Genomic DNA, 21,668 nt, shown 5'->3' on the forward strand with positions numbered 1-21,668 from the left:
ACAGGGTGCCCGGATGAAAACCAGGATTTTTTGTTCCGTTCAGGGGAGGCGGGAATTTTACCTTTTTTCCAGTTTAATGAATAAGGGTGGAAATTCGGGCCTGACGAAGGGGGCAAAAAAGGCGGTTTTGGCTCAGGCGTGATATTGTATTGCCGGATACTTCCCTGTCGTTTTACAGGGCGGAATTCCGGAAATATAAAAACCTGTGTGGAAAGGACAGGGCCTTCGGATGGGCCAGCCCTGCGTAAAAGATGTTTTTTGCATTGCTGTAATGATCTCCTTCTTAAAAGAGTTAAAAATAAACACATACGGGCATACTTCCTCTGAAGGGAAGATGCCCATGTAATATCTGTCTATGAAATACCTTATATTTTTGAGAATAAAGAATTCATGCGACCCCTTCCGGATCAAACAGAGAAGGTCTGATAGCATGGTAATTTTTGCTTGTCCATTTTTTTTAGGAATAAGGAGTTTCGAAGGATCTGAAGTCTCACTGCCAGAATGCTTTTATTGTGTACTGTCCGGGCTGTTTTTTATTTTATGAAGGGGTGAGGTTTAAAGGAAAGGTTCCGGTGTCATGCTGGAAACATCCGTGGAGAAGAGGCCGCTGGCAATTTTTCTGACTGCCAGAACGGCTGGGTGCTTCAGCCGTCGTTCAAGGGAAATGGCAAAAAACCTGATACTTTCCCCCTCAGATTTACCAATGATCCTAACGTTATACTGCCTGACAACCTCATCGGCTGTGACCGAAGGCACGGGAAAGATTCCCAGCCCCGTGTGGCCAAAGGCTTTCAGAAGTGCAGTATCGGCAAATTCGGCCACAATCTGCGGCCGGAGCTGATTTTTTGAAAGCCACTGGCTTACTGCCGACCTCAGAGATGTGCCCTGGGAGGGCAGAAGCATAGGAGCATTATGAAGGGAGTCGGGGAAACTGCCCTTCAGTGAGCTGATCAGGGAGGGGCTGGCACAGAAGGTCACTCCGGACTGTCCCAGTTCATGGCTGTAGGCCTTGACTCCCAGTTCCCTTGGCAGGGGCTGGTCGGCAATCACCAGATCCAGACGGTGAATGGCCAGCTCTCCAAAAAGCCGTTCGGGCTTATCACTGTGGCAGACCAGCCGGATTGGTTCCGGGAGGTTCAGGGTGGCACTGAGCAGTTGATAGGCGATGGATTTTGGAACCGTATCCACGACGCCTGCCCGGAAAACAAAACCACCGCTGATGGCCCGGTCCCTCACGAGCAGTTCTATCTCATTGCCTATCTGAAAGATTTCATCCGCACGGGAGAGAGTCACTTCCCCTGCCTGGGTCAGTTCCATGCGCTTACCTACCCGCCTGAAGAGTCTTGTCCCCAGAGATGTTTCCAGCTCGCTTACCTGGTGGCTGATGGTCTGTGGCGTTATATTCAGTTGCTTTGCAGCATGTGTCACACCACCAGATTTTGCAACATTCCAAAAATAATACAGCTGTTTGTAATTTATCATCCCCGGTTCCTGTTCAACAATCATCAGTTTTTTTCGAACAATAAATCAAAATAATACGACTTTTCTTTGGTTATGGCAAGGTGTATGCCGTCTTTCTTAAGTTAAGACTGGCTGCGGCAGAGCTGTTTTAAGAATTGCACCGGGCAGCTGTCATCATGGTTTTATGTTATGAACCAAGGAAAGATCCCTTTTGGAAAGGATATGCGAACGCCATGAAAACAGCCGAAACTGAATGTCCTTTGGTTGGAATCATCATGGGATCCCGCTCGGACTGGGAAACCATGCGTCATGCGGCGGATATGCTGGATGAGCTGGGCGTTTCCCACGAGGTGGAAGTGGTATCGGCCCACAGAACACCGGATAAGCTGTTTCAGTATGCCGAATCCGCAGAGGAGAGGGGTCTTGAGCTTGTGATTGCCGGAGCCGGTGGCGCGGCCCATCTTCCGGGTATGGTTGCGGCAAAGTGCGTCCTGCCTGTTCTGGGGGTTCCCGTGCAGTCCAGGGCACTCAATGGCATGGACTCCCTTCTTTCCATTGTACAGATGCCAGCCGGTATTCCCGTTGGCACCCTTGCCATTGGCCGGGCTGGAGCCATTAACGCCGCATTGCTGGCCGCAAGTATACTGGGCATCCGCTACCCTCAGATTCGTCAGGCCGTGGCTGCCTATAGGCGCAGCCAGACGGAAAGCGTTCTGGCGCAGCCGGATCCGCGAAGGCAGACACCATGAAAATCGGGATGCTGGGAGGCGGGCAGCTGGCCCGAATGCTGGCTCTGGCCGGTATTCCCCTTGGCTGTGAATTTACCATTTTTTCCCCGGACCGGGAGGCCTGCGCTGCGCCACTGGGACGCTCATGCTGTTATGATTACAGCGATGCAGAAGCTCTCATGGATCTGGCGGCCAGCTCTGATGTTATTGGTTTTGAATTTGAAAATGTTCCTGTCCGGACACTGGATTTTCTTGCGGACCATTTACCTGTCCGTCCCGGGCCGGAAGCATTAAGGCTGGCCCAGGATCGTGTCCATGAAAAGGAACTTTTCACGGAGCTGGACATACCCTGTGCGGCCTTTTTTCCAGTGGATTCTCTGGAAGATCTTCACAGGGCAGCGGCACTCATAGGTCTGCCCGCCGTTCTCAAGGCGAGACGGCAGGGATATGACGGCAGGGGTCAGACCCTTATACGGCAGATGGATGAAATGGCTCCGGCCTGGCAGCTTCTGGGTGGGCAGCCCGCAATTCTGGAAAGTCTTGTGGATTTTGACCGGGAAATATCCGTCATTGCCGTACGTGCCGCATCCGGGGAAACGGCCTTTTATGCCCTTTCCGAAAACACCCATCACCATGGCATACTGCGCCTTGCCGTAAGTCAGCCCCATGATTCCATGCAGGCGCAGGCCGAGCGTTATGCCCAAAGGCTCCTTGACAGGCTCGATTATGTCGGGGTGCTGGCTTTGGAACTTTTTCAGGCAGGTGACCACCTGCTTGCCAATGAATATGCACCAAGGGTCCATAATTCAGGCCACTGGACCATCGAGGGAGCGGCAACAAGTCAGTTTGAAAATCATCTGCGGGCCATCATGGGACTGCCGCTGGGTTCAACTGCTCTTCGGGGGGTTGCCGCCACCATCAACCTCATCGGTACCGTGCCGGATATGGCCCGGATACTTGGAACTCCCAACACCTGTCTGCACCTTTACGGCAAGGCCTGTAAACCAGGTCGCAAGCTCGGCCACGTAACGGTATGCGCCGACAGCATGAAGCAGTTGAATCAGATCCTATCGGATCTGTCAGGACTGTTCTCATCTGAAGCGGTGTCTGCCGTGGCCGAAGCTGGCCATTATCAGAATCAGAAACAAGGAGGATGTGCATGAGAGAGTCAAGCTACAAAGTGCTTCCCGGTCCGGAGGGCTATCTGCCCCCTGCGGCCGCTACAATGGGGGTGATGCTTCCCGATCCCGGTCAGGCGATCATGGAAGGGGAGTCGGTGGACAGGGATATCGCCCTGCGGGCGGCTGCCCGGAAACTGATTGAAGCCAGAAATCCGGTTTTCTTCCCCGGTCCGCTGATCCTCTGGGACTGGAAACCCGGCGTGGCGGAAAAGGCCACAGCCCTCAAAGAGCTTGCAGAAGCCGTTGGGGCAAAGATGATTCCCATGCCGGACTACCGGCCCAAGTATCCGATGATCAACCCGGCCATTGAGGTCAACCCCAACCACCCGAATCTTACCATCTGGCACAACAAGATTGATGTCTGCCTTTTTATCGGTGTTCATTGTCACTATGCCAATCTTGCCCTGAAGATCATCCGCGGCGGAACCGACTGCTACACCATTGCCGTATGCGCCGAGGCGGGTCATGAGGAAGCCATGATTTCCCTGCGGGATGCCGGTCTTTGCGAACTGCAGCGATTGCGGGAACTTGTAATTGAACTGAAAGGTGGCAAGAACCAATGATAGATCAGAAGATTGTTGATCCGGATTATCTATTGTTTGAAGCCCCCCGCACCAGTGAGTACATCACCGGCAGCGAGGCTGTCAGGGAGGCCATAAAACGTGCCAACGTTGATATGGCCATTGCCTATCCCATTACACCCCAGTCCGAAAGCATGCATCTGGTTGGAGATATTTATGCCCAGGGGTATGTGAAGGAATATTTCCGGGGTGAAAATGAATTTGCCGTCATGTCTTCGGTTGCGGGTGCATCCATGGCCGGGGTGCGTGTTTTTACGGCCACGGGCGGTCCCGGAACCATGCGGGCCTTTGAGGTGTTCCCCACCTGGGCCGGTGCCCGTCTTCCCATTGTCTGTGCCTTCATGACCCGCGGAGTGAACTCCCCCCTGACCATCCAGCCGGACACCATTGAGATGGCCTATCTGCTGGAAACGGGCATCCTGATGCTGCATGCGGAAAATTCCCAGGATCTGCATGACATGCTCCTCATGGCCTTCATGGTGGCAGAAAAAACGGACGTGCATATTCCTGTGGGAGTCTTTGCAGACGGGTTTTTCGTGACCCATACCCGGGACAAGGTGAATATGCTCCCCGAAGACTGCAAGCTCCCCTCCTATGATCCCTATAGTGCTCCGGTTCCGGTTATGGATATGGAAAATGTACCGGTACGGCAGATGCGTGATCCCTTTGTTATGAAGAGTAACTTCATCAGCTATGCTGCCCATGCTTCCTGGCAGCAGGAGATTGATGCGGCCGCAGAACGTTCCCGCAAATATCTTAATCACTACCTTGGCGGCCTGATTGATGTGGAACACGAGGATGCGGATATCTTTATTGCAACCTCGGGTACGGCTGTGAGTCAGAGCCGTGAGGCCATTGCCATTGCCCGGGAAGAGGGAATTAATGTGGGCCTCATCAAGATTAAAAGCATCCGTCCCTTCCCCCGGGAAGAGATCTGTGCCCTGGCATCCCGGGCAAAGGGCATCATTGTACCGGAATTCAACCGCGTGGGCTGGCTTGCCAAGGAAATATGCAATGTGATTGATGAACCCCGCAAGGTTGTCCGGGGGCCCAGGGTTTTTGGCGGTATGACCATGCCACCGGAGCTTATTCTTGCAGAAATCAGGAGGATCCATCAATGAAAACCGGAATGCTGAAAATATCTCCCGGATTTGAGGATATCATGCCGCCGGAATACCGGGAGCTGGTGGATAATGGTCCCTACGGCAAAAACTACGGCATCGGTGACCTTGGATCTTACAAGGAGCTTCTGGAAGAACACCCCCTTTGTGCCGGCTGTGGTCTGGCCCTTTCCCTGCGTCTCACACTGGCATCCCTTCCCATGCCGGAAGATACGGTGATTGTCGGTTCCACCGGTTGCAGTGCGCTGGCTTTCCCCCAGGTGGCACTGCACAATATCCACTCCCTGTTCGGCAATCAGAATGCCGTTGCCTCCGGACTGAAACGGGCATTGAAACTGCGCTTCCCGGATAAGGAAAAGGATGTGGTGGTCATTGCCGGAGACGGTGCCACCGCCGACATCGGCCTTGATATGGTAATGCAGTCCTGGCTGCGCCGTGAAAAAATCACCACCATCATGCTGGACAATGAGGCCTATGCCAATACCGGTGGTCAGGAAAGCGGCATGTCCATGCAGGGTGCGGTTCTGAACATGGCACCTACGGGGAAAAAGTTTCCCAAGCTTTCTTTGCCGGAGATTGCCCAGACCTGTGGCTGCGCCTATGTGGCTGCGGCTTCACCGGCCAAACCCAAGCAGCTGGCAAAGGTTGTGAGGCGGGCCATTCTGGTGGCAAGGGAGATTGGTCCCACCTATGTGCAGCTCTACAGTCCCTGTCCCACAAACTACAAGTTCAACCCCAAAGAGACCGTATCCCTGATCAAGCAGCGGGAGAAGGATGGGCTTTATCAGAGCAAAGAGTATATTTCACAGGAAGCCAAGGCGTTTCTGGAGAGTATTGAGGTGAAAAAATGAATGCAATGGAAAGAGTCTTTATCCGGATGTCCGGCCTTGGAGGGCAGGGTGCAGTAACAGCCGCCCATATTCTTGGAAGTGCTGCCAACAAGGACGGCCTTGAAAGTACAGTCAATCCCTTTTTCGGTGCGGAAAAGCGCCTTGCGCCTGCGGAAAGCTATGTTCGTATTTCTTCAGAGAAGGTTTATGAAAAGGGGGAAGTGCTGTATCCCAACATAATTATGATCTTTCATCCCCACGTCATCACCATGGGCAAGTGCTACACCATGCCCTTTTTTGACGGACTGCAGGAAGGAGGCTCCATTCTCATAAACTCCGATGAACCCCTCATCAGTGATGAGGATCTGAAGCGTCTTTCTGATCTGAATGCAAAAATCTACTATGTACCGGGTACAAGGGTTGCCACGGAAGTCGCAGGTTCAGAGCTTTCAACCAACATTGCCATGCTCGGCGGCCTTTACGCCATGCGGAAACTCACCTCCATGGAAGCCCTGAAGGAATCCATGATAGAGCGTTTTGGTGGCGGAAAGTTTGTTGCTTCGGGAACAACGGCTGCACTGGATGATGCTGTTACGGGTAAATTTGCTAAGGTCAGTCAGATGATAGAGAAAAATATGGAACTGATTGATGCAGCCGGGGCCGCTTTGACGGAGTTCCCTCTGCCGGGAACAAAGGGAGGTGAGTGATTATGTATTTATCAGTCAGAGTGGATAAGGAAAAATGTATCGGGTGCAAAATCTGCATCACCAGTTGTCCGGAACCCAATGTATTTATTTTTTTGCCGGAGCAAAAGCTTGTGGAAGTCAATGAGAGCCGCTGCAAGGCCTGCGGACTCTGCACAACGGTCTGTGCGAAGGAAGCCCTGAAAATCGGCTGATCTGGCTGCTTTTCCTGTGTGATATTATTTGCTTTGGGGGGCAGAAATTTTGTCCTCCAAAGTGAAATGCAGAATTATTCGTCTCTGCCTTTATCAGAGCAGTGCGGGTCAGGAGACTTACAATGTGTTCAGAAAAAAAGAAGAACAGGGATACCATTGCAGAGCTGCTCCACGGTTTGCGCAATAAAGCCTTCATCACCGGCAGTGAAGCCGTTGCCGAGGCCGTTAAGCGGGCCAATGTTGATATGGCCATTGCCTATCCCATTACACCGCAGTCGGAAAGCATGCATCTGGTGGGTGAGCTTTTCGCCAAAGGGCATATCAAGGATTATTACAGGGCGGAAAACGAGTTTGCCGTCATGGCAGCGGTGCATGGTGCTGCCTTAGGTGGCGGTCGGGTCTTCACCGCCACAAGCGGACCGGGCACCCTCCGGGCCATGGAGATGTTTCCGGTATGGGCCGGTGCCAGGCAGCCCATTGTCTGTGCCTTTATGTGCCGTGGCGTTTCCCTGCCTCCATCCATTCAACCGGAAAATATTGAGATGGGGATGCTGCTGGATACGGGCATGCTGATGCTTCACGCCGAGAATGGTCAGGATTTTTTCGATATGATCCTTCAGGCCTATCTGGTGGCGGAACAGCCCGATGTTCACCTGCCCGTGGGGGTCTTTGCCGATGGTTTTTTTGTGACCCACACAAGGGAGGAAATGCTGCTGCCACCGGAGGACTGCTGTCTTCCTCCCTATGATCCGGGTTTTGCCCCGGTGCCTGTATTTGATATGGAAACCCCTCCCATGCGCATCACCCGTGATCCCCTGCTGAATAAAAGTAATTTCATCAGTGGCAACGCCAATGCCAGCTGGCATCAGGAAGTGCTGGCAGCAGCGGAGCGGGCCAGAAAGCATATCGCACATTTCATGGGCGGACTGCTGGAAGTGGAAAACCCCGGCGCAAAAATTTTCATTGCCGCATCGGGAACGGCCGTATCCCAGTCACGGGAAGCCCTGCGTATGATGCAGGCTGAGGGAATGGATGTGGGCCTTATTAAAATTAAATCCATCCGTCCCTTTCCGGGCAGCGAACTGTCTAAGGCACTGGAAGCGGCAGATCTGGTTGTGGTGCCGGAATTCAATGCAGGCGGGTGGCTTGCACGGGAAATCAGGGCAACCATCGACCGGAATCACCGTGTCATCGGTGCGCCAAGGGTTTTTGGTGGCATGACCATGCCCCCATGGCTGATTGTGGAAGAAGTCAAAAAGGCCCTTGGGGCCGGACAAAGCAGGGGAGGGTGCTGATATGTCAAAAAAGATCATTACTCCCGTAGCATCTCTGGCCCATATTCTGCCGGAGGATTACAGGGATCTGGTGGAAAAGGGTCCCCACGGAAAATCTGTGGGTATCAAAGATCTGGGCAGCTTCAAGGAAATTACCGAGGAACACCCCCACTGTGCCGGGTGCGGCGTGTCTCTGGGCGTGCGTCTGGCCCTTGCCGCACTGCCCGCCCCGGAAGATACTCTTGTGGTGGGTACTCCCGGATGTTCCTTCTTTGCCCTTTCCCAGACGGCAGTGAATTATTCCAATACCGCTTTTGGTAATCAGAATTCCGTTGCCTCAGGGTTGAAGCGCATGCTGTCCATCCGGTATCCGGATAAGGATAAGGACGTGGTGGTGATGGCCGGAGATGGTGGTATTGCCGATATCGGTCTGGACATGACCCTGCATTCCTGGTTCAGGGGGGAAAAGATAAGCACCATCATGCTGGACAATGAGGTGTACGGTAATACCGGCGGTCAGGAAAGCGGGATGTCTCCTGAAGGGCAGGTGCTGCATATGGCTCCAAAGGGAAAGAATTTTAAGAAAATTCCTGTTTTTGAAATGGCAAGAACTGCAGGTTGTGTTTATGGGGCAAGAGTTACCATTGCCAGCCCGAAGCGGCTTGGCAGGGCTGTGAACAGGGCCATTCTCCTTGCACGGGAACTGGGGCCCACCTATGTTCAGATTTACACGCCCTGTCCCACCAACATGAAATTCAGTCCTGCGGACACCATTCGGATAGCTAAGGAGGCGGGCAGCACCCATTATGCCTTTGAGGAATTCATGACGGAGGAAGCTGCTTTAAGGATAGCGGTCATGGAAGGTGAACAGGGTAAGATTCAGGACTGATTTACCTTGTACCTGCTGTCCGTAGTTCAGTTTTTTTGATTTCTCACCAGTATGCGGCTACTACACCTGCCACATTCCCGTTGCGTGCGGAGTTTTGTGCTTTCACGCATCAGTGCATTGTCTGTATCAGGCCACTTTGGATGGATCTGTGATGGTCTCCGCTGAATTTCTGAAGAAACAGGGCCATGTTTCTAAGGCCAGCGGGCAGGTTCAGACATCTCTTTTTCAGGCAGAATGACAATGCATGGGAATGTGGCAGGTGTGTGTAGTCTCTATTATTTTATCCTTTGTTTATAAATTTTTATAATTTCTGTTGCCACAGCCCTCTGACTTCAAAGGCCGGTACAAAAAAGGCCCCGCACGGAGCAGAAGGCAGAATATCCGGGTGCATATTTTGCACGATCTGCTCCGTACTTTGAAATGAGGGTTCAGAAAAAATATAAAGCGTTTATTTCTCTTTGTCTATTTTTTTTGCTTCTTCAAGTGCTTTTTCAAAATCCACAAAGAGAATTTCTTCGGGAAGATCTTTGTCGTGGAGATGCACAAGTTCATTTCTGAGTACTTCACTTAGTACAATGAAGGTTTGAATGTGCGAACTCTTAAGGCGGAGAATAATTTCTTCCAGAGCAAAAATAGCACTGAGGTCAATGAAGGGAACCTTGCGGCAATCAAAAATAATTACCTTTGTATCCAGTACCGTGTCCACTTCATCCACAAGCTTGCTCATGGAACCGAAGAAAAAGGGGCCGTTTATTTCAAGGATACGGATTCTGCCTTCCATGGCATCGGATCGGGTGTTATCCAGAGGGTAAATTTTGAAGTTGGCCTGCCGGACCATGCGGTGGATGATCATACCCATAGACATGAAAACACCTGCGCCCACGGCAATGATGAGATCCACAAAAACCGTGAGTCCGAAAACCACGGTCATAACGGAAAGGTCTGTCCGGGGAGCGGTTTTTATGAGGCGAAGAAGCTTGTAGTCCAGAATATCAACGCCGACCTTGATGAGAATACCCGCAAGAACCGCCATGGGGATGTTGGTGGCCAGGGGCGCGGCTCCCAGAAGAAGGATGAGCAGAAGGCTTGCATGGGTGACACCGCTGATTCTTGTCTGTCCGCCTGCTTTGATGTTGACCACCGTGCGCATGGTGGCGCCTGCGCCGGGAAGGCCACCCACAAAGGAACACATCATATTTCCCAGGCCCTGACCGATCAGTTCCCGGTTGGGTTTATGGCGGGTGCCTGTGACCGAGTCTGCCACAAGGGAAGTGAGCAGGGAGTCAATGCTTCCCAGAAGGGCAAGGGTGATGCCCAGAACAAGGATGGTGGTCCATGCCTGGAGACAGAAGGCTGGCATGATAAATTCCGGAAGTCCAAGGGGAATTTCACCGATGACGGGAACCTTGAAGCCCAGCCCCATAGAGAGAAGGGTTATGGCGATCAGGGCAATCAGAGGGGATGGAATTATCCGGCTGATGCGCATGGGAGTAAAAAAAACGATGAGCAGGGTCAGCCCACCTAGTATCAGTGCCTGAAAATTAACGGCCATAAGGGTGGAGGGCAGTGTCATGATGGCAAGGAAGGGTGAGGTTTTGGGAGATGTTCCCATTAGAGGGGCTATCTGCAGCAGAATGATTATAATGCCGATGCCGCTCATAAAACCGGATATCACAGGGTAGGGGATAAAGCGCACGAGGCCGCCAACCTTTACGCAGCCCATGATGATCTGGATAAGTCCCGCAATGAGCACAGCAGACATTGCAGTGGCAAGGTCACTGCCTACAGCCACGAGAATGGATGCAAATACAACGGTCATGGGTCCGGTGGGACCGGATATCTGGGTACGGGTACCGCCGAAAATGGCGGCCATCATACCCAGCATGATGGCTCCGTAAAGGCCTGCGGCGGCTCCTGCACCGGAAGCGACGCCAAAGGCAAGGGCAAGGGGCAGGGCGACAATACCGGCGGTGAGTCCGCCGAAAAGATCTCCCCGGAGGGTTTTGATGGAAAAGGTGTTAGTCATGGTGTTCTCTCCGAATCCTTCATCAATATTGTATGAGTACAGGGTGCCCGGATGAAAACCAGGATTTTTTGTTCCGTTCAGGGGAGGCGGGAATTTTGATCCTATTTTGCACAGTGGCATGAAAGGGATAAATTCGGGCCTGACGAAAGGGGCAAAAAAGGCGGTTTTGGCTCAGGCATGAATGATTAAATTACCGAAAGACATTTCTTGGGTTTTAGGAAATGGCATTTCGGGAATACAAATATTTCTGTGAAAAGAATTGCGCCCTTGTGTGGGGGAGGTTTGGTTTAAAAAGATTTTTCCCATAGATATCAAGGTTTCCTTTTGAAAAAAGTTGAAATAAAATACATACAGGCATGCTTCCTCTGAAGGAAAGATGCCTATAGTTCATCTGTATATGAAGCGTCTTATCTTTCTATATTTAATTTGATAAGAACATTTCATGATCAGGTAGGAAAATCTGATAGCACGGAAAAATAAGGAAGTCTATTTTTTTTATAAATGCTGTTCAGAACAGGCGAATGGGGTTTTGTCTTTGAGGGCTAAGGGTATTGCAGTATTCATTTTTATCGACACGGCCCGGGCTGTAAAGGTGGATGGTGCATGAAACAGGCATGTTTCATTATGTCTTTGAGGAATGTATGACGGAGAAAATCGCAGGAAGGGAAGCAGGAAAAAATGCGGAAAACTCCAGTAAAAAACCAGGACAGTGCAAAAATTGTATTTTGAGTTGCTTCGGCCTGTTTCGATAAATCAGTGCCGTTTCTTGAGCAATGCCTCAGGTACTCAAGAAACGGCAGGTCTGAAGATTAGTTTTCCTGATGCTGCAGTCCTGTACCTTGGGAAGTCCGGGGAGATATAAGTCTTTCTTCTGCCTGACGAATACGCTCTTCCTGGCTGATCTTGCGCCTTCGGGCTGCCTTGATTTTATCCAGAAGTTCTGAAAATTCTGCGGGTTTAAGGAGGTAGTCAAAGGCTCCCATGCGCATACCCTGAACGGCACTTTCTTCGCTTCCGTGGCCTGTGAGAAGAATAACCTCTACGGAGGGAAACTCTTTTTTCAACTCTGCCAGTACCTCAAGTCCGCCCATCCCGGGCATACGGAGATCCAGTACAACCACATCCTGTGGTTTTTCCCTAAGAAGGTTCAGTCCTTCCCTGCCGTCGTGGGTAAGGGAAATAATGTGTCCCCTTTCTTCAAGGCGCAGAGCAAGCATTTCCGTGAAGTCCTTTTCATCATCCACCAGCAGAATACGGGCACCGGGGACCAGAGCTTTGGGGCTTTTTTCAGGCTGCGTAAAGATTTCTGCTTCCATGAGTGCACTTTTAAGGTCCGGAAATATTATTTGGGATGGAAGTCCTTCATGGTTCAGATTAATGAGCTGTGCCCTGATCTGCGGGGGCATGACCACAAGGGATGTGATTTTTGAGGCTTTGAGCCGTTCAATGGTTTCCTCCAGCGCAAAAACGGCACTCAGGTCAATGAAGGGGATGCGACTGCAGTTGAAAATGATGACCTTTGTGCCCAGTACCTGATCCACATTGTCCGTAAGGCGACTGGTGGATCCGAAGAAAAAAGCCCCCTGAATTTCAAGTACCCTTACTTGTCCCTGCATATGGCTGGTGGCACTCTCGTCATCGGGCCAGATGCTGACGCGGGCCTGATTGCTGACCCTTTTGGTGATCAGTGCCATGGAAAAGAGAACCCCCACTCCTACGGCAATGATGAGATCCACAAAAACCGTGAGTACAAAGACGGCGGTCATGACCATGAGATCATCTTTGGGGGCTGTTTTAAGAAGCTTGATAAAACGGTAGTCCAGAATATCCAGTCCTACTTTGATGAGGATGCCTGCAAGAACGGCCAGAGGAATGTTCTGGGCCAGAGGGGCGGCACCCAGAAGAAGAATCAGAAGAAAAACCGCATGGGTGACGCCGCTGATGCGTGTACTTCCCCCTGCTTTGATATTCACGACTGTGCGCATGGTGGCTCCGGCTCCGGGAATCCCCCCCACAAAGGCGCAGAGGCTGTTGCCAAGGCCCTGCCCTACAAGCTCCCGGTTGGAGTTGTGCCGGGTACCCGTTACGGAGTCCGCCACAAGGGAGGTGAGAAGGCTGTCTATGCTGCCGAGAAGGGCAAGGGTAACGCCTGCAACAATCACGGGCTTCAGTGTTTCCATACTGAAGAGAGGCAGGGTGAGATCCGGCAGCCCCATGGGAATTTCTCCTATGACAGGCACCTTGAAGCCCGCAATAATGGAGATGAGGGTTACGCTGATGAGGGCCATCAGGGGAGAGGGGAGAATACGGCTGATGCTCATGGGAGTGAGGAAAACAATGAGCAGGGTAAGGAGGGACAGAAAGGCCGCCTGAAAATTAATGGACATTAAAGTCGCAGGTATGGCAAAAATTGCACCCGTGGGTGAAGCCTGTGAGGGTGCGCCCAGCAGTGGGGCAATCTGAAGAAGGATAATGATCAGTCCGATGCCGCTCATGAAACCCGATACCACCGGGTAGGGAATAAATCTGACAAGGGCTCCGGTCTTGCTGAGGCCTAGCAGGATCTGTACCACACCACAGACAAGAACGGCACCCATGACCATGGCAATGTTTCCCTCCATGGATATGAGAATGGCTGCAAAAACCACGGTCATGGGGCCGGTTGGTCCGGAGATCTGCATTTTCGTCCCGCCCGCCAGAGCTGCAATTAGGCCCAGCATGATGGCTCCGTATAAGCCTGCCGCAGCTCCGGCTCCCGAAGCCACACCAAAGGCCAGTGCCAGGGGAAGGGCCACAACTCCTGCGGTCAGCCCTCCGAAAAGATCACCCCGGATGCGGGGCATGGATAAGGTGGAAGTCATAAATCCTCCGGTTATTTCGTTATTCAGGGGATAAGAAAACCTCCCTGTGTTTTTTTGATGGTGAGGTTTGTCAGGTGGATGCAGTTTTTGGCAGTACTCCGGGAAGGGTGAGGATAAAGGAGGCTCCTTCTCCGGGCCGACTGGAAACCACAATATCTCCGCCCAGCTGATGGGCCAGATCCCTACAGAGGTAAAGGCCAAGGCCCGTACCCTTACCCTGGGGCTTTGTGGTGTAAAAGGGGTCAAATATTCGCTTTTTAACGCTTTCAGGGATGCCGGGGCCTGTGTCTTTAACCTCTATGGAAATTCTTTCCTTTTCCGGTGAAAAGGCGGAAAGGCTGATGCAACCCCCCTTGGGCGTGGCCTGTATGGCATTTTCCACAAGATTCACAAGGATCTGCCGAAGTCTGTGCGGATCGGTGAAAAGGGTAAGATCAGGGCTTTCTTCCACCACAATGGAAATTTCATTTTCAGGATGGATGGTGCGGCTCAGGGAGGCCACTTCCTGAAGAAAAGCCGGCATGTCACAGGCCCCTGGTGCTTCCGCCTCCCTGCGGACCATGCCCAGAAGCTGATGGGTGATGCGCCTTGCCCTTTCCACGGCCGTCTGTATGATATCCGAGGCCCGTTTCAGGCTGGCTTTTTCCGGAAGATCCTGCATGGAAGGCCTGTCCATCACCTGGGCTATCCATCCTGCCGCCTCATTGATTATGGCAAGGGGATTGTTGATCTCATGGGCAACTCCCGTGGCAAGGGTGCCCACTGTGGCAAGCTTTTCCGCCTGAAGGGCCCTTTCTTCAAGTTCTTTGCGGATTTCGCCTTCAGCCTTTCTTTCCCTGCGGCGGCGTACCGCAGCCGCAGCCTGAAAGATCTTGCTTTCTATGTGGTCTATCTCCACAGGCTTGGTGATGTAGTCAAAAGCTCCGGCCCTTATGCCCTCAACACCCTCGCGGATGTCTCCCTGACCCGTGAGAAGAATCACCTCCATGTCCGGATAAAGCTCCCGGATACGGTTCATGAGGCTGAGGCCGTTTTCCTCGGGCATGCGTATGTCGGAAACCACCACGTCGGCATTTTCCTTTTCCAGCAGGGCCATGGCCTCACGGGCGGAACCCGTGGGGTAAACCTTCAGTTCACGTTTTTCAAGGCGTTTGGCCAGGGCTTCGCGGAAGGCCTGTTCATCGTCCACCAGCACAAGGGAAATATCATGGTAGCGTCTTCCGGTGTTGGGCATGGAGCTATCCCCTTATTTCAAGGATTCTGTTGATGGCTTCCAGCATGGTTTCCAGTTCACAGGGTTTGGTCAGGTAGTCCGAGGCCCCTGTCTTCAGGGCTTCCATTTTGGCTTCTTCGCTGCCGTGGCCGGTCAGCATTATGACAGCGGTTTCCGGGGCCATGCGCCGGAAAATTTTAAGAACATCCATGCCGTCCATATCTTCCATCTTCAGATCCAGTATGGCCACATCCGCAGTATCATGGCGGAGAAGACGTATGGCATCAGCACCGCTGGTGGCCCGAAGCACGGAAAAGCCCCTTTTTTCCAGCCGGTTGCCCAGAACACGGACATAGCCGGTTTCATCGTCCACAAGGAGCAGGCGGCGGTTTTCTGGCATCAGTCCCCCCTCTGGTTGGCGATGGACATGGCCTTGGCAGTCACGATTTTTTCTTCATGGGCCTGCTTTTTGAGGGAGGCCTCATCCACCTTGGCTGTGAGGACATCAATGTCACAGGGTTTCATGAGATAATCAAAGGCACCTTTTTTCATGCCGTCTATGGCTGTTTCCACCGTGGCATGGCCTGTGAGCATTATTACTTCCACCAGGGGAAATTCCAGCTTGATGCGGCTTAGGGTCTCAATGCCGTCCATGCCGGGCATTTTTACATCCAGAATGACCACATCCACCCATGGATTTTCCGCCAGGGTTCTTAGGGCCTCATCTCCCGAAAAGGCCGCAACCAGTCGGAAATCTCTTTTTTCAAGGCGCTTGGAAAGGGTTTCCACAAAACCGGTTTCATCATCTGTGAGAAGAACTTTTCTTTTAGCCATGGTTTCACTCCTTGCCTGATGCGTTAAAGGTCTTGATTCTGTTTATGGTCCGTGAAGGACTGCTCTTCACTCTCTTTTATTTCCTGTATGGCAGGCAGAAGAATCCGGAAGGTTGTGCCTGCACCCATCATGCTTTCCACCTCAAGCTTTCCGCCCATGGTGGCAATGATGCCGTAACAGATGGAAAGGCCCAGACCCGTTCCCTTGCCCACGGGTTTGGTGGTGAAAAAGGGATCAAAGATGCGTTTCAGGTTGGCTTCTGGTATGCCGGGACCCGTATCTGTTATGAGTATTTCCAGAAAATCATCGTGATTCACCGTTTCAAAGCAAAGGCTGCCCCCTTCGTTTTCCATGGCATCAATGGCATTGTTGGCAAGGTTCAGTATTACCTGCTGTACCTCAGTTCTTGAAGCCATGACCCTGTGCAGATCCGGAGCAAGCCGGGTTTCTATGCTCACCTGGGCATAGCGGGCCCTTGGTTCGCAGAGGGGAAGCACTTCCCGGATCATCTCGTTGACCAGAAGGGCTTCGTTGCTGGATTCTGATTTGCGGGCAAAGGTGAGGAGCTTGCGGGTAATCTCCTTGCATCTCTGGCCCTGGGTGCGGATCTGGTTCAGGGAGGTGCGGAATTCATGCATGTTTTTGATTTGTTCGGGATTTTCTTCCGCGAGGAGATCGTCTATCCATCCGGCTTCTTCCACCATAATGGCCACTGGATTATTGATTTCATGGGCAATACCCGCAGCCAGCTCACCGATGGATGCCAGTTTGCCCGTTTCAATGACCTGTCGGTTCATCAGCTGTTTTTCCGTTTCCTTTCTCTGGAGGGCATGCACCAGTTTTTTGGAAAAACGGATGGCCAGAAAGGCAATGACAAGAGCGCAGCCAAGGAAGAGGAAGATTCCAAGTTTTCTGGTCCGGATAAGATGGTAAAAGGCCTCGGATTCGGGCTGCTGGGAAATCAGCATCCAGTCTCCGTTTTTTAAAAAGCCTGCCACATAAATCTGCTTATGCCCGTTTTTATCTTTGCCCTGATGAAAAATAAGGGCATCCCCGGAGCGGGTACTTAAAAGTTTCTGGTAAACCTGGGTATGGGGAGAAATATCCTGAAGGGGCCGGGTCTGTAGTTCTCCCTGGCGGTTAAGGATTGTTACAAAGCCGCGTTCGCCTATTCTGAGATTGCGGACAATGGTGTTAAAGGATTCAAAATCGATGGTGGCCCGGAGTATCCATGGTTTGCCTTCACTGTCATTGGCTTTTACCATGACAATGAAGTGGGGCATGCCCCTCAGGCCAAGGAAGACATCGCTTGCCGCATGGGTTTTATTGCTCTTAAGAAATTCCAGGTACCATTCTGCCTGACTGTAATCCGCAGCGCCCAGCCTGAAGGGGCCTGCATAACTCACAAGGCGGCCCGTGGTGGCGGAGACCAGTCCCATATCTTCAAAAACGGGGCCATATACCCGCCGCATTCTGCGGAGATGGGATTCCAGAACCTCGGGTTTCTGAAGCTCTTCCGGGGGGGACAAAAGAACGAGGCTCTGGAGGTTGGAAGTTTTCTCATTTAGAAAAGCATCAATTTCCGACCGGTTATGCTCCACAATTGCACTGAGGTTATTGGATATTTTTTCCCTTGTGGTGCTGTCATACTGGTTCAGGGTAATGGCCAGCACAAGGAGAAGGGGGGCAAGGCCTATGAAAAGGGAGGTGATGACCATGCGCCGGGCAAGCTTTGAATAGGCATCATGGGGTTTTGTGGCATCTCCATGTGCAGAGGGCAGGGGAACAAAGGAAAGGTTATTATGTTTTATTTTTTTCATATTTTAATGGTCCCCCTGCCATTGTATGCGGGTTTCAATGAGTCTGCGGATACGGATGTGGCTGCTGCTGTTTTTTTCCATGAAAATCAGAAGGGGCGGCAGGGGTATATCCATACGGTGCCTTTGCCCTGCATGGAGGGAGTGCAGCACCAGCGGTGTTGCGGGAAGCTGCATGTGCAGGGCAGCCAGCAGGTCTTCTCTGCGGATATCCGCCAGATCCGGATCCAGTACCACAAGATCCGGTATGGTGCCTTTTCTGGTATCCTGCTGAATTCTTTCCATGAGTGCATATCCTGTACAGAAGGTTAGTGCCCTGCAGGGAAGCATGCGGAGCTCCCGCTGCAGAAGCTGGCATATATGGGGATTGGGGTCCGCAAAAAGAATGTATAGGCACGGGCTCATGGTTTTTCCTTCCTTTGGCTGGGGAGGCTGTCCCACGGCCCCCCGCACAGCTCATCTGTATCCTGTGCAAATACGGGGCCGGAGTCTTATGTCTTAGGCTTGTGGCTGTAAAAATAAGAATTTTTTATATGTTATCAAAAGAAGGGTGGCATGTTTTTTTACAGGGTGCTGGTTTCTTTTCCGGGCTTCTTTTACAGGGTGTTAAAAAAAATGACAGGGATTCCGGTTTTTTTGGATGGAACGGGCAGTCTTTGTCTGAGGCCTGCATTTGCAAGGGGAGTGCCATGGCTTATTTTACTTTTTTAGGCTTTAAAACAAAGGGTTTCGGGTGTTTGGAGAATGCGGGAACTGTCCGCTCACTTGGCAATATGCAGGGTCGGGTGTAAGGGCATTGTTCAGGGATGCTCCGGTGTGGGAGCAGAAATGTTTTTCCCTTTTTCATCCCATACCCTGACCCGCAGCCCTTCCTCCCACCATGGCCACCAGTTCCTGTACCATGGATTTCATCTGTTCGGCTTGGGCGCTCATTTCCTCGGATGCGGATGCTGATTCTTCGGCATTGGCCGCATTCTGCTGAACTACCTTGTCCATTTCTGCAACGGCTTTGTTAATTTGCTCTATGCCCTGGGCCTGTTCCCTGGATGCTGCAGCAATTTCTTCCACAAGCTGCCCCACCCTGGAAGAACTTGAGGATACCTCGGTAAAGGCTTCGTTGGTGCGTGTAACAAGTTCATTCCCATGGGTCACTTTTTTTACGGTTCCCTCAATCATCTCTGCCGTGTTTTTTGCCGCTTCCGCAGCCCGCAAGGCAAGGTTTCTCACCTCGTCTGCCACCACGGCAAATCCGGCGCCAGCTTCCCCGGCTCGGGCCGCTTCAACGGCGGCATTGAGGGCCAGAAGATTGGTCTGGAAGGCAATCTCATCAATGGTTTTTATGATTTTTGATGTTTCCTCGCTGGCTCTGGAGATCTCTGTCATGGAGCGGGTGAGTTCATTCATGGATGTATTGGCACTTTCAACAACCTGACGGGACTGGCCCGTAAGCGTGTTGGCTTCTCCTGCATTATCCGCATTCTGCCTGATCATGGAAGACATTTCTTCCATGGAAGAAGAGGTTTCTTCAAGGGAAGCCGCCTGCTCACTGGCACCCTCGGCAAGGGAAATACTGGCCGAAGAGATCTGGCCTGCGGCAGAAGCCACCTGAGCAGCACCATCGCTGAGGCCTGTAATGACCCGGCTTAAGTTCCTGTTGATACTCCGGGTGATGATAAGGCCAAGGCCGATGGCCGTCACTACGGCAAAAATTGCAGAAATGCTTATAATGGTAGAAGCAAGGCTCAGTTGTTGGGTCACGGAAAGGGCGGCCTGGCCTGTGTCGGCAATGCCTGCGGCAGCCGTAGCTGAAGCCGCCTGCAGCACCTGTTCCGCAGCCCTGTTGCTCTGTTCCCCCAGCGCTTCCCGCTCCAGCCACGCCTTAAGAAAAGTCTCCATGTTTTCATGGTAGTCCGAAGCTGCCCTGAGGCAGGTCTGGAGCAGCCTCAGGTTGTGCTCCTGCCGGGTTACCCGTATCAGATCTTCAAGGCTGCGGTTGAGTCCGTCAAAGCGCTCCATGGTCTGCCTGAACCGCTGCACGTCCCTGCCCGCAATGGCCCGCCATGTGTCTGTGATGATGGCGGTTCCCAGATCCAGAATGTCGTTGCCGGCCTTTATTCTGATGGTGCGTATCCACACCTCGTCACGGATGAAGCGGCGGCCTTCTTCGCTCATGGACCTTTCTGCCGTAGAAAGGTTTTGTTCAAGAAAGCTTTCCATGGCCCTTTCCTGCACCCCGAGATAGGCTTCCATGCTCTGCACGAACTGTTCTGCTGCCCCATCGGCACTTAAGACAGCCCTGCCAATGATTTCCGTCTGCTGTACCGTCTGGTCCAGAAGCTGGCCGTAGGCTGTCGTGGCCCTTGCCGCCCTGTCCGAATTGTCTGAAAGAAAGGCCATGTTTCTTGCGGAGGCATGGGCACTGGCTTCCCTGATGTGTTCCATGGTGAGGGCAAGGCTCTCCCTTGCGATGCCAAGGAATTCCCTGTTTTCCGTATAGGCGTATCCGCGGGAGGCATACATGGTCATCATGGCCATGCGTTCCACATCGTTTGCCACGGCTACGGCGGGTACGCTGCTTTGGGCAAGGTTTTCTGCCACACCGGATACGCGGAACATGCTGACAAAACTGACAAGACCCACAAAGAGGGTAATGAGGGAAACGGAAAGGAAAGCCGTGATGAGTTTTTTTCCTATGGTCCAGGATTTTTTCATGGAATTTTCCCTTTTTGAAAGAGTTGACAGAAGTCTTCCGGGTCCAGACTCCCTCTTTTAAGACGTAAAAATCATTGATCTTTACGGCCTTTCAGAGTTTTTCTCTGCGGGAGCCACGGGCACATCAGAGGGTGTTATACTCCGCATGGTCATTCTTGATACATGGGGCAATCTTGAAACGATATTGTAGGGGCAGGCCCCCGTGCCTGCCCTGGTTTTGGGCAACCACAGGGGGTTGCCCCTACAGAAAACCCATTAATGTTTCACGGTTGACCGCTTGGAGTATATACGGAGGCAGGGTATGCAAATTCCGGTCCTGTCAACACTTGGGGTAGGGGAGAAAGCCCCGGATTTCACCGGAAAGCTCCCCGGTTTTGACAATATGCAGGCTGCCGCCAAAGGTTTCTATGACTCTGTGGGCCACAACAGGTGCAAGTCCCAGCTCCTGGGCCTGGGATGCGCCCCGGACGGGGGAGGGGAGATCAAAAAAAGACGCTGCCTGATTCTGGCTGAGCCTCATTGTGTTCATGGGTAATGTCAGCCCTATGCCATTTTCCGTATCGGTGACAGAAATTTTTACACATTGTCGATTTTTTGAAAAAGAGGTGGCAAGGAGAATCAGGGTTCCCATGGTTTTTTTCAGAAGCTCCCTGTCCATATTCAGAAGACCTGGGGAAAGGTTGCCGGAAAGCTCTATATCCATGGAAATCTTTGGCAGAAAAGCCTGCACTTCTATCATGAGTTCCGGGAACAGAAAGCCTTCTTTGCCGTTGCAGACGGCCATGTCCATGGAAACGATGAGTTCTGCATCCTCAATCAGGTTTCTCATGCGCTGGTATTCAGACTTATTAAGATCGTCAGCAGATCCCGATAAAGCCATGACCCGTTCAGGGTTGATGGTTTCCGCAAGAAGCTCTGTTTGTACCAGCAGGCGGTCAAGATAATTCTCTTCGGCGAGTTGAATTTTCCACCATGTGAGCAGAAGGGTTCCTGCAAGAAGGAGGATCAGCAGTGCAGCAATGGCGGGCTGCCTTATCAGGGGAGTATGTGTTTTCTGTTCCGGCAGAGTGATAATCATAGCTCAACCATTCTGTTTCATGTTTTTTCAATCCCAGTATTGCAGGAAGTGAAAAGCTTGGTGTCTGATCCGGTTTGTGCGCAATGATGTTCTGTCAAGACAAAGATTTTTCCGCATTGACTTTGCGGGCTGTGATCTTTATTGTTTAGACAGTCTAGCTTGAT

The 21,668-nt window shown here is 52.0% G+C and carries 19 protein-coding genes; 9 read left to right on the forward strand and 10 right to left on the reverse strand.

What is annotated here, in order from left to right; translation table 11 throughout:
* Positions 1 to 555: 555 nt before the first annotated feature.
* Positions 556 to 1,482, reverse strand: a complete 927-nt coding sequence (locus tag FIM25_RS00375; protein ID WP_139445013.1) for a LysR family transcriptional regulator — start codon at positions 1,480 to 1,482, stop codon at positions 556 to 558.
* 212 nt (positions 1,483 to 1,694) lie between these two features.
* On the opposite strand from FIM25_RS00375, the gene purE reads away from it, so the two are divergent.
* The 9 genes from purE (at position 1,695) to FIM25_RS00420 (ending at position 8,963) form a co-directional block, all read left to right on the forward strand.
* Positions 1,695 to 2,210 (forward strand): 5-(carboxyamino)imidazole ribonucleotide mutase, encoded by a 516-nt coding sequence (gene purE / locus FIM25_RS00380; protein ID WP_139445015.1) that lies wholly within the window; start codon positions 1,695 to 1,697, stop codon positions 2,208 to 2,210.
* The gene (locus FIM25_RS00385; protein WP_139445017.1) at positions 2,207 to 3,352 is read left to right on the forward strand and encodes a 5-(carboxyamino)imidazole ribonucleotide synthase; all 1,146 of its coding nucleotides are present in this window, start codon (positions 2,207 to 2,209) and stop codon (positions 3,350 to 3,352) included. The genes purE and FIM25_RS00385 overlap by 4 nt, the downstream gene beginning before the upstream one ends.
* A complete protein-coding gene (locus tag FIM25_RS00390; protein ID WP_139445020.1) occupies positions 3,349 to 3,933 on the forward strand; it encodes a carbon monoxide dehydrogenase beta subunit family protein in 585 nt (194 codons plus the stop codon). The genes FIM25_RS00385 and FIM25_RS00390 overlap by 4 nt, the downstream gene beginning before the upstream one ends.
* Positions 3,930 to 5,072 (forward strand): transketolase C-terminal domain-containing protein, encoded by a 1,143-nt coding sequence (locus FIM25_RS00395; RefSeq protein WP_139445022.1) that lies wholly within the window; start codon positions 3,930 to 3,932, stop codon positions 5,070 to 5,072. The genes FIM25_RS00390 and FIM25_RS00395 overlap by 4 nt, the downstream gene beginning before the upstream one ends.
* Positions 5,069 to 5,923, forward strand: a complete 855-nt coding sequence (locus tag FIM25_RS00400) for a thiamine pyrophosphate-dependent enzyme (protein ID WP_139445024.1) — start codon at positions 5,069 to 5,071, stop codon at positions 5,921 to 5,923. Before FIM25_RS00395 ends, FIM25_RS00400 begins: the two co-directional genes overlap by 4 nt.
* Positions 5,920 to 6,609 (forward strand): 2-oxoacid:ferredoxin oxidoreductase subunit gamma family protein, encoded by a 690-nt coding sequence (locus FIM25_RS00405; RefSeq protein ID WP_218961206.1) that lies wholly within the window; start codon positions 5,920 to 5,922, stop codon positions 6,607 to 6,609. Before FIM25_RS00400 ends, FIM25_RS00405 begins: the two co-directional genes overlap by 4 nt.
* A gap of 2 nt (positions 6,610 to 6,611) precedes the next feature.
* Positions 6,612 to 6,800 carry a 4Fe-4S binding protein gene (locus FIM25_RS00410; protein ID WP_139445026.1) on the forward strand — a complete coding sequence of 63 codons (189 nt, stop codon included), beginning with the start codon at positions 6,612 to 6,614 and terminating at the stop codon, positions 6,798 to 6,800.
* 122 nt (positions 6,801 to 6,922) lie between these two features.
* The gene (locus FIM25_RS00415) at positions 6,923 to 8,095 is read left to right on the forward strand and encodes a transketolase C-terminal domain-containing protein (protein WP_139445028.1); all 1,173 of its coding nucleotides are present in this window, start codon (positions 6,923 to 6,925) and stop codon (positions 8,093 to 8,095) included.
* Between the two features lies 1 nt (position 8,096).
* Positions 8,097 to 8,963 (forward strand): thiamine pyrophosphate-dependent enzyme, encoded by an 867-nt coding sequence (locus tag FIM25_RS00420; protein WP_139445030.1) that lies wholly within the window; start codon positions 8,097 to 8,099, stop codon positions 8,961 to 8,963.
* Positions 8,964 to 9,411: 448 nt separating this feature from the next.
* Here the strand turns inward: FIM25_RS00420 and FIM25_RS00425 are convergent, their stop codons facing one another.
* From FIM25_RS00425 to FIM25_RS00465, 9 genes are all read right to left on the reverse strand, one after another.
* A complete protein-coding gene (locus tag FIM25_RS00425) occupies positions 9,412 to 10,989 on the reverse strand; it encodes a SulP family inorganic anion transporter (protein ID WP_139445033.1) in 1,578 nt (525 codons plus the stop codon).
* Between the two features lie 809 nt (positions 10,990 to 11,798).
* Positions 11,799 to 13,850 (reverse strand): SulP family inorganic anion transporter, encoded by a 2,052-nt coding sequence (locus tag FIM25_RS00430; protein WP_139445035.1) that lies wholly within the window; start codon positions 13,848 to 13,850, stop codon positions 11,799 to 11,801.
* 70 nt (positions 13,851 to 13,920) lie between these two features.
* Positions 13,921 to 15,084 (reverse strand): sensor histidine kinase, encoded by a 1,164-nt coding sequence (locus FIM25_RS00435; RefSeq protein ID WP_139445037.1) that lies wholly within the window; start codon positions 15,082 to 15,084, stop codon positions 13,921 to 13,923.
* A 4-nt stretch (positions 15,085 to 15,088) separates the two neighbouring features.
* On the reverse strand, positions 15,089 to 15,463 hold the full coding sequence (locus FIM25_RS00440) for a response regulator (protein ID WP_139445039.1): 375 nt from the start codon (positions 15,461 to 15,463) through the stop codon (positions 15,089 to 15,091).
* A complete protein-coding gene (locus tag FIM25_RS00445) occupies positions 15,463 to 15,897 on the reverse strand; it encodes a response regulator (RefSeq protein WP_139445041.1) in 435 nt (144 codons plus the stop codon). Before FIM25_RS00445 ends, FIM25_RS00440 begins: the two co-directional genes overlap by 1 nt.
* 23 nt (positions 15,898 to 15,920) lie before the next feature.
* A complete protein-coding gene (locus tag FIM25_RS00450) occupies positions 15,921 to 17,717 on the reverse strand; it encodes a sensor histidine kinase (protein ID WP_139445044.1) in 1,797 nt (598 codons plus the stop codon).
* A gap of 3 nt (positions 17,718 to 17,720) precedes the next feature.
* Entirely contained in the window at positions 17,721 to 18,119 is a 399-nt protein-coding gene (locus FIM25_RS00455; protein ID WP_139445046.1) for a hypothetical protein, read from the reverse strand.
* Between the two features lie 438 nt (positions 18,120 to 18,557).
* The gene (locus tag FIM25_RS00460) at positions 18,558 to 20,426 is read right to left on the reverse strand and encodes a methyl-accepting chemotaxis protein (RefSeq protein WP_246051929.1); all 1,869 of its coding nucleotides are present in this window, start codon (positions 20,424 to 20,426) and stop codon (positions 18,558 to 18,560) included.
* A gap of 319 nt (positions 20,427 to 20,745) precedes the next feature.
* The gene (locus FIM25_RS00465; RefSeq protein ID WP_139445048.1) at positions 20,746 to 21,504 is read right to left on the reverse strand and encodes a hypothetical protein; all 759 of its coding nucleotides are present in this window, start codon (positions 21,502 to 21,504) and stop codon (positions 20,746 to 20,748) included.
* Between the last annotated feature and the right edge of the window lie 164 nt (positions 21,505 to 21,668).

This window comes from Desulfobotulus mexicanus, assembly GCF_006175995.1.
Taxonomy (GTDB): domain Bacteria; phylum Desulfobacterota; class Desulfobacteria; order Desulfobacterales; family ASO4-4; genus Desulfobotulus; species Desulfobotulus mexicanus.

Excerpts from the sequence above, each read along its gene's own strand:
- FIM25_RS00460 (WP_246051929.1), bottom strand. The coding sequence starts at position 20,426 with ATGAAAAAATCCTGGACCATAGGAAAAAAACTCATCACGGCTTTCCTT.
- FIM25_RS00430 (WP_139445035.1), bottom strand. The coding sequence starts at position 13,850 with ATGACTTCCACCTTATCCATGCCCCGCATCCGGGGTGATCTTTTCGGA.
- FIM25_RS00385 (WP_139445017.1), top strand. The coding sequence starts at position 2,207 with ATGAAAATCGGGATGCTGGGAGGCGGGCAGCTGGCCCGAATGCTGGCT.
- FIM25_RS00425 (WP_139445033.1), bottom strand. The coding sequence starts at position 10,989 with ATGACTAACACCTTTTCCATCAAAACCCTCCGGGGAGATCTTTTCGGC.
- FIM25_RS00410 (WP_139445026.1), top strand. The coding sequence starts at position 6,612 with ATGTATTTATCAGTCAGAGTGGATAAGGAAAAATGTATCGGGTGCAAA.
- FIM25_RS00390 (WP_139445020.1), top strand. The coding sequence starts at position 3,349 with ATGAGAGAGTCAAGCTACAAAGTGCTTCCCGGTCCGGAGGGCTATCTG.
- FIM25_RS00395 (WP_139445022.1), top strand. The coding sequence starts at position 3,930 with ATGATAGATCAGAAGATTGTTGATCCGGATTATCTATTGTTTGAAGCC.
- FIM25_RS00400 (WP_139445024.1), top strand. The coding sequence starts at position 5,069 with ATGAAAACCGGAATGCTGAAAATATCTCCCGGATTTGAGGATATCATG.
- FIM25_RS00420 (WP_139445030.1), top strand. The coding sequence starts at position 8,097 with ATGTCAAAAAAGATCATTACTCCCGTAGCATCTCTGGCCCATATTCTG.
- FIM25_RS00435 (WP_139445037.1), bottom strand. The coding sequence starts at position 15,084 with ATGCCCAACACCGGAAGACGCTACCATGATATTTCCCTTGTGCTGGTG.
- FIM25_RS00405 (WP_218961206.1), top strand. The coding sequence starts at position 5,920 with ATGAATGCAATGGAAAGAGTCTTTATCCGGATGTCCGGCCTTGGAGGG.
- purE (WP_139445015.1), top strand. The coding sequence starts at position 1,695 with ATGAAAACAGCCGAAACTGAATGTCCTTTGGTTGGAATCATCATGGGA.
- FIM25_RS00415 (WP_139445028.1), top strand. The coding sequence starts at position 6,923 with ATGTGTTCAGAAAAAAAGAAGAACAGGGATACCATTGCAGAGCTGCTC.
- FIM25_RS00450 (WP_139445044.1), bottom strand. The coding sequence starts at position 17,717 with ATGAAAAAAATAAAACATAATAACCTTTCCTTTGTTCCCCTGCCCTCT.
- FIM25_RS00440 (WP_139445039.1), bottom strand. The coding sequence starts at position 15,463 with ATGCCAGAAAACCGCCGCCTGCTCCTTGTGGACGATGAAACCGGCTAT.
- FIM25_RS00445 (WP_139445041.1), bottom strand. The coding sequence starts at position 15,897 with ATGGCTAAAAGAAAAGTTCTTCTCACAGATGATGAAACCGGTTTTGTG.
- FIM25_RS00465 (WP_139445048.1), bottom strand. The coding sequence starts at position 21,504 with ATGATTATCACTCTGCCGGAACAGAAAACACATACTCCCCTGATAAGG.
- FIM25_RS00375 (WP_139445013.1), bottom strand. The coding sequence starts at position 1,482 with ATGATAAATTACAAACAGCTGTATTATTTTTGGAATGTTGCAAAATCT.
- FIM25_RS00455 (WP_139445046.1), bottom strand. The coding sequence starts at position 18,119 with ATGAGCCCGTGCCTATACATTCTTTTTGCGGACCCCAATCCCCATATA.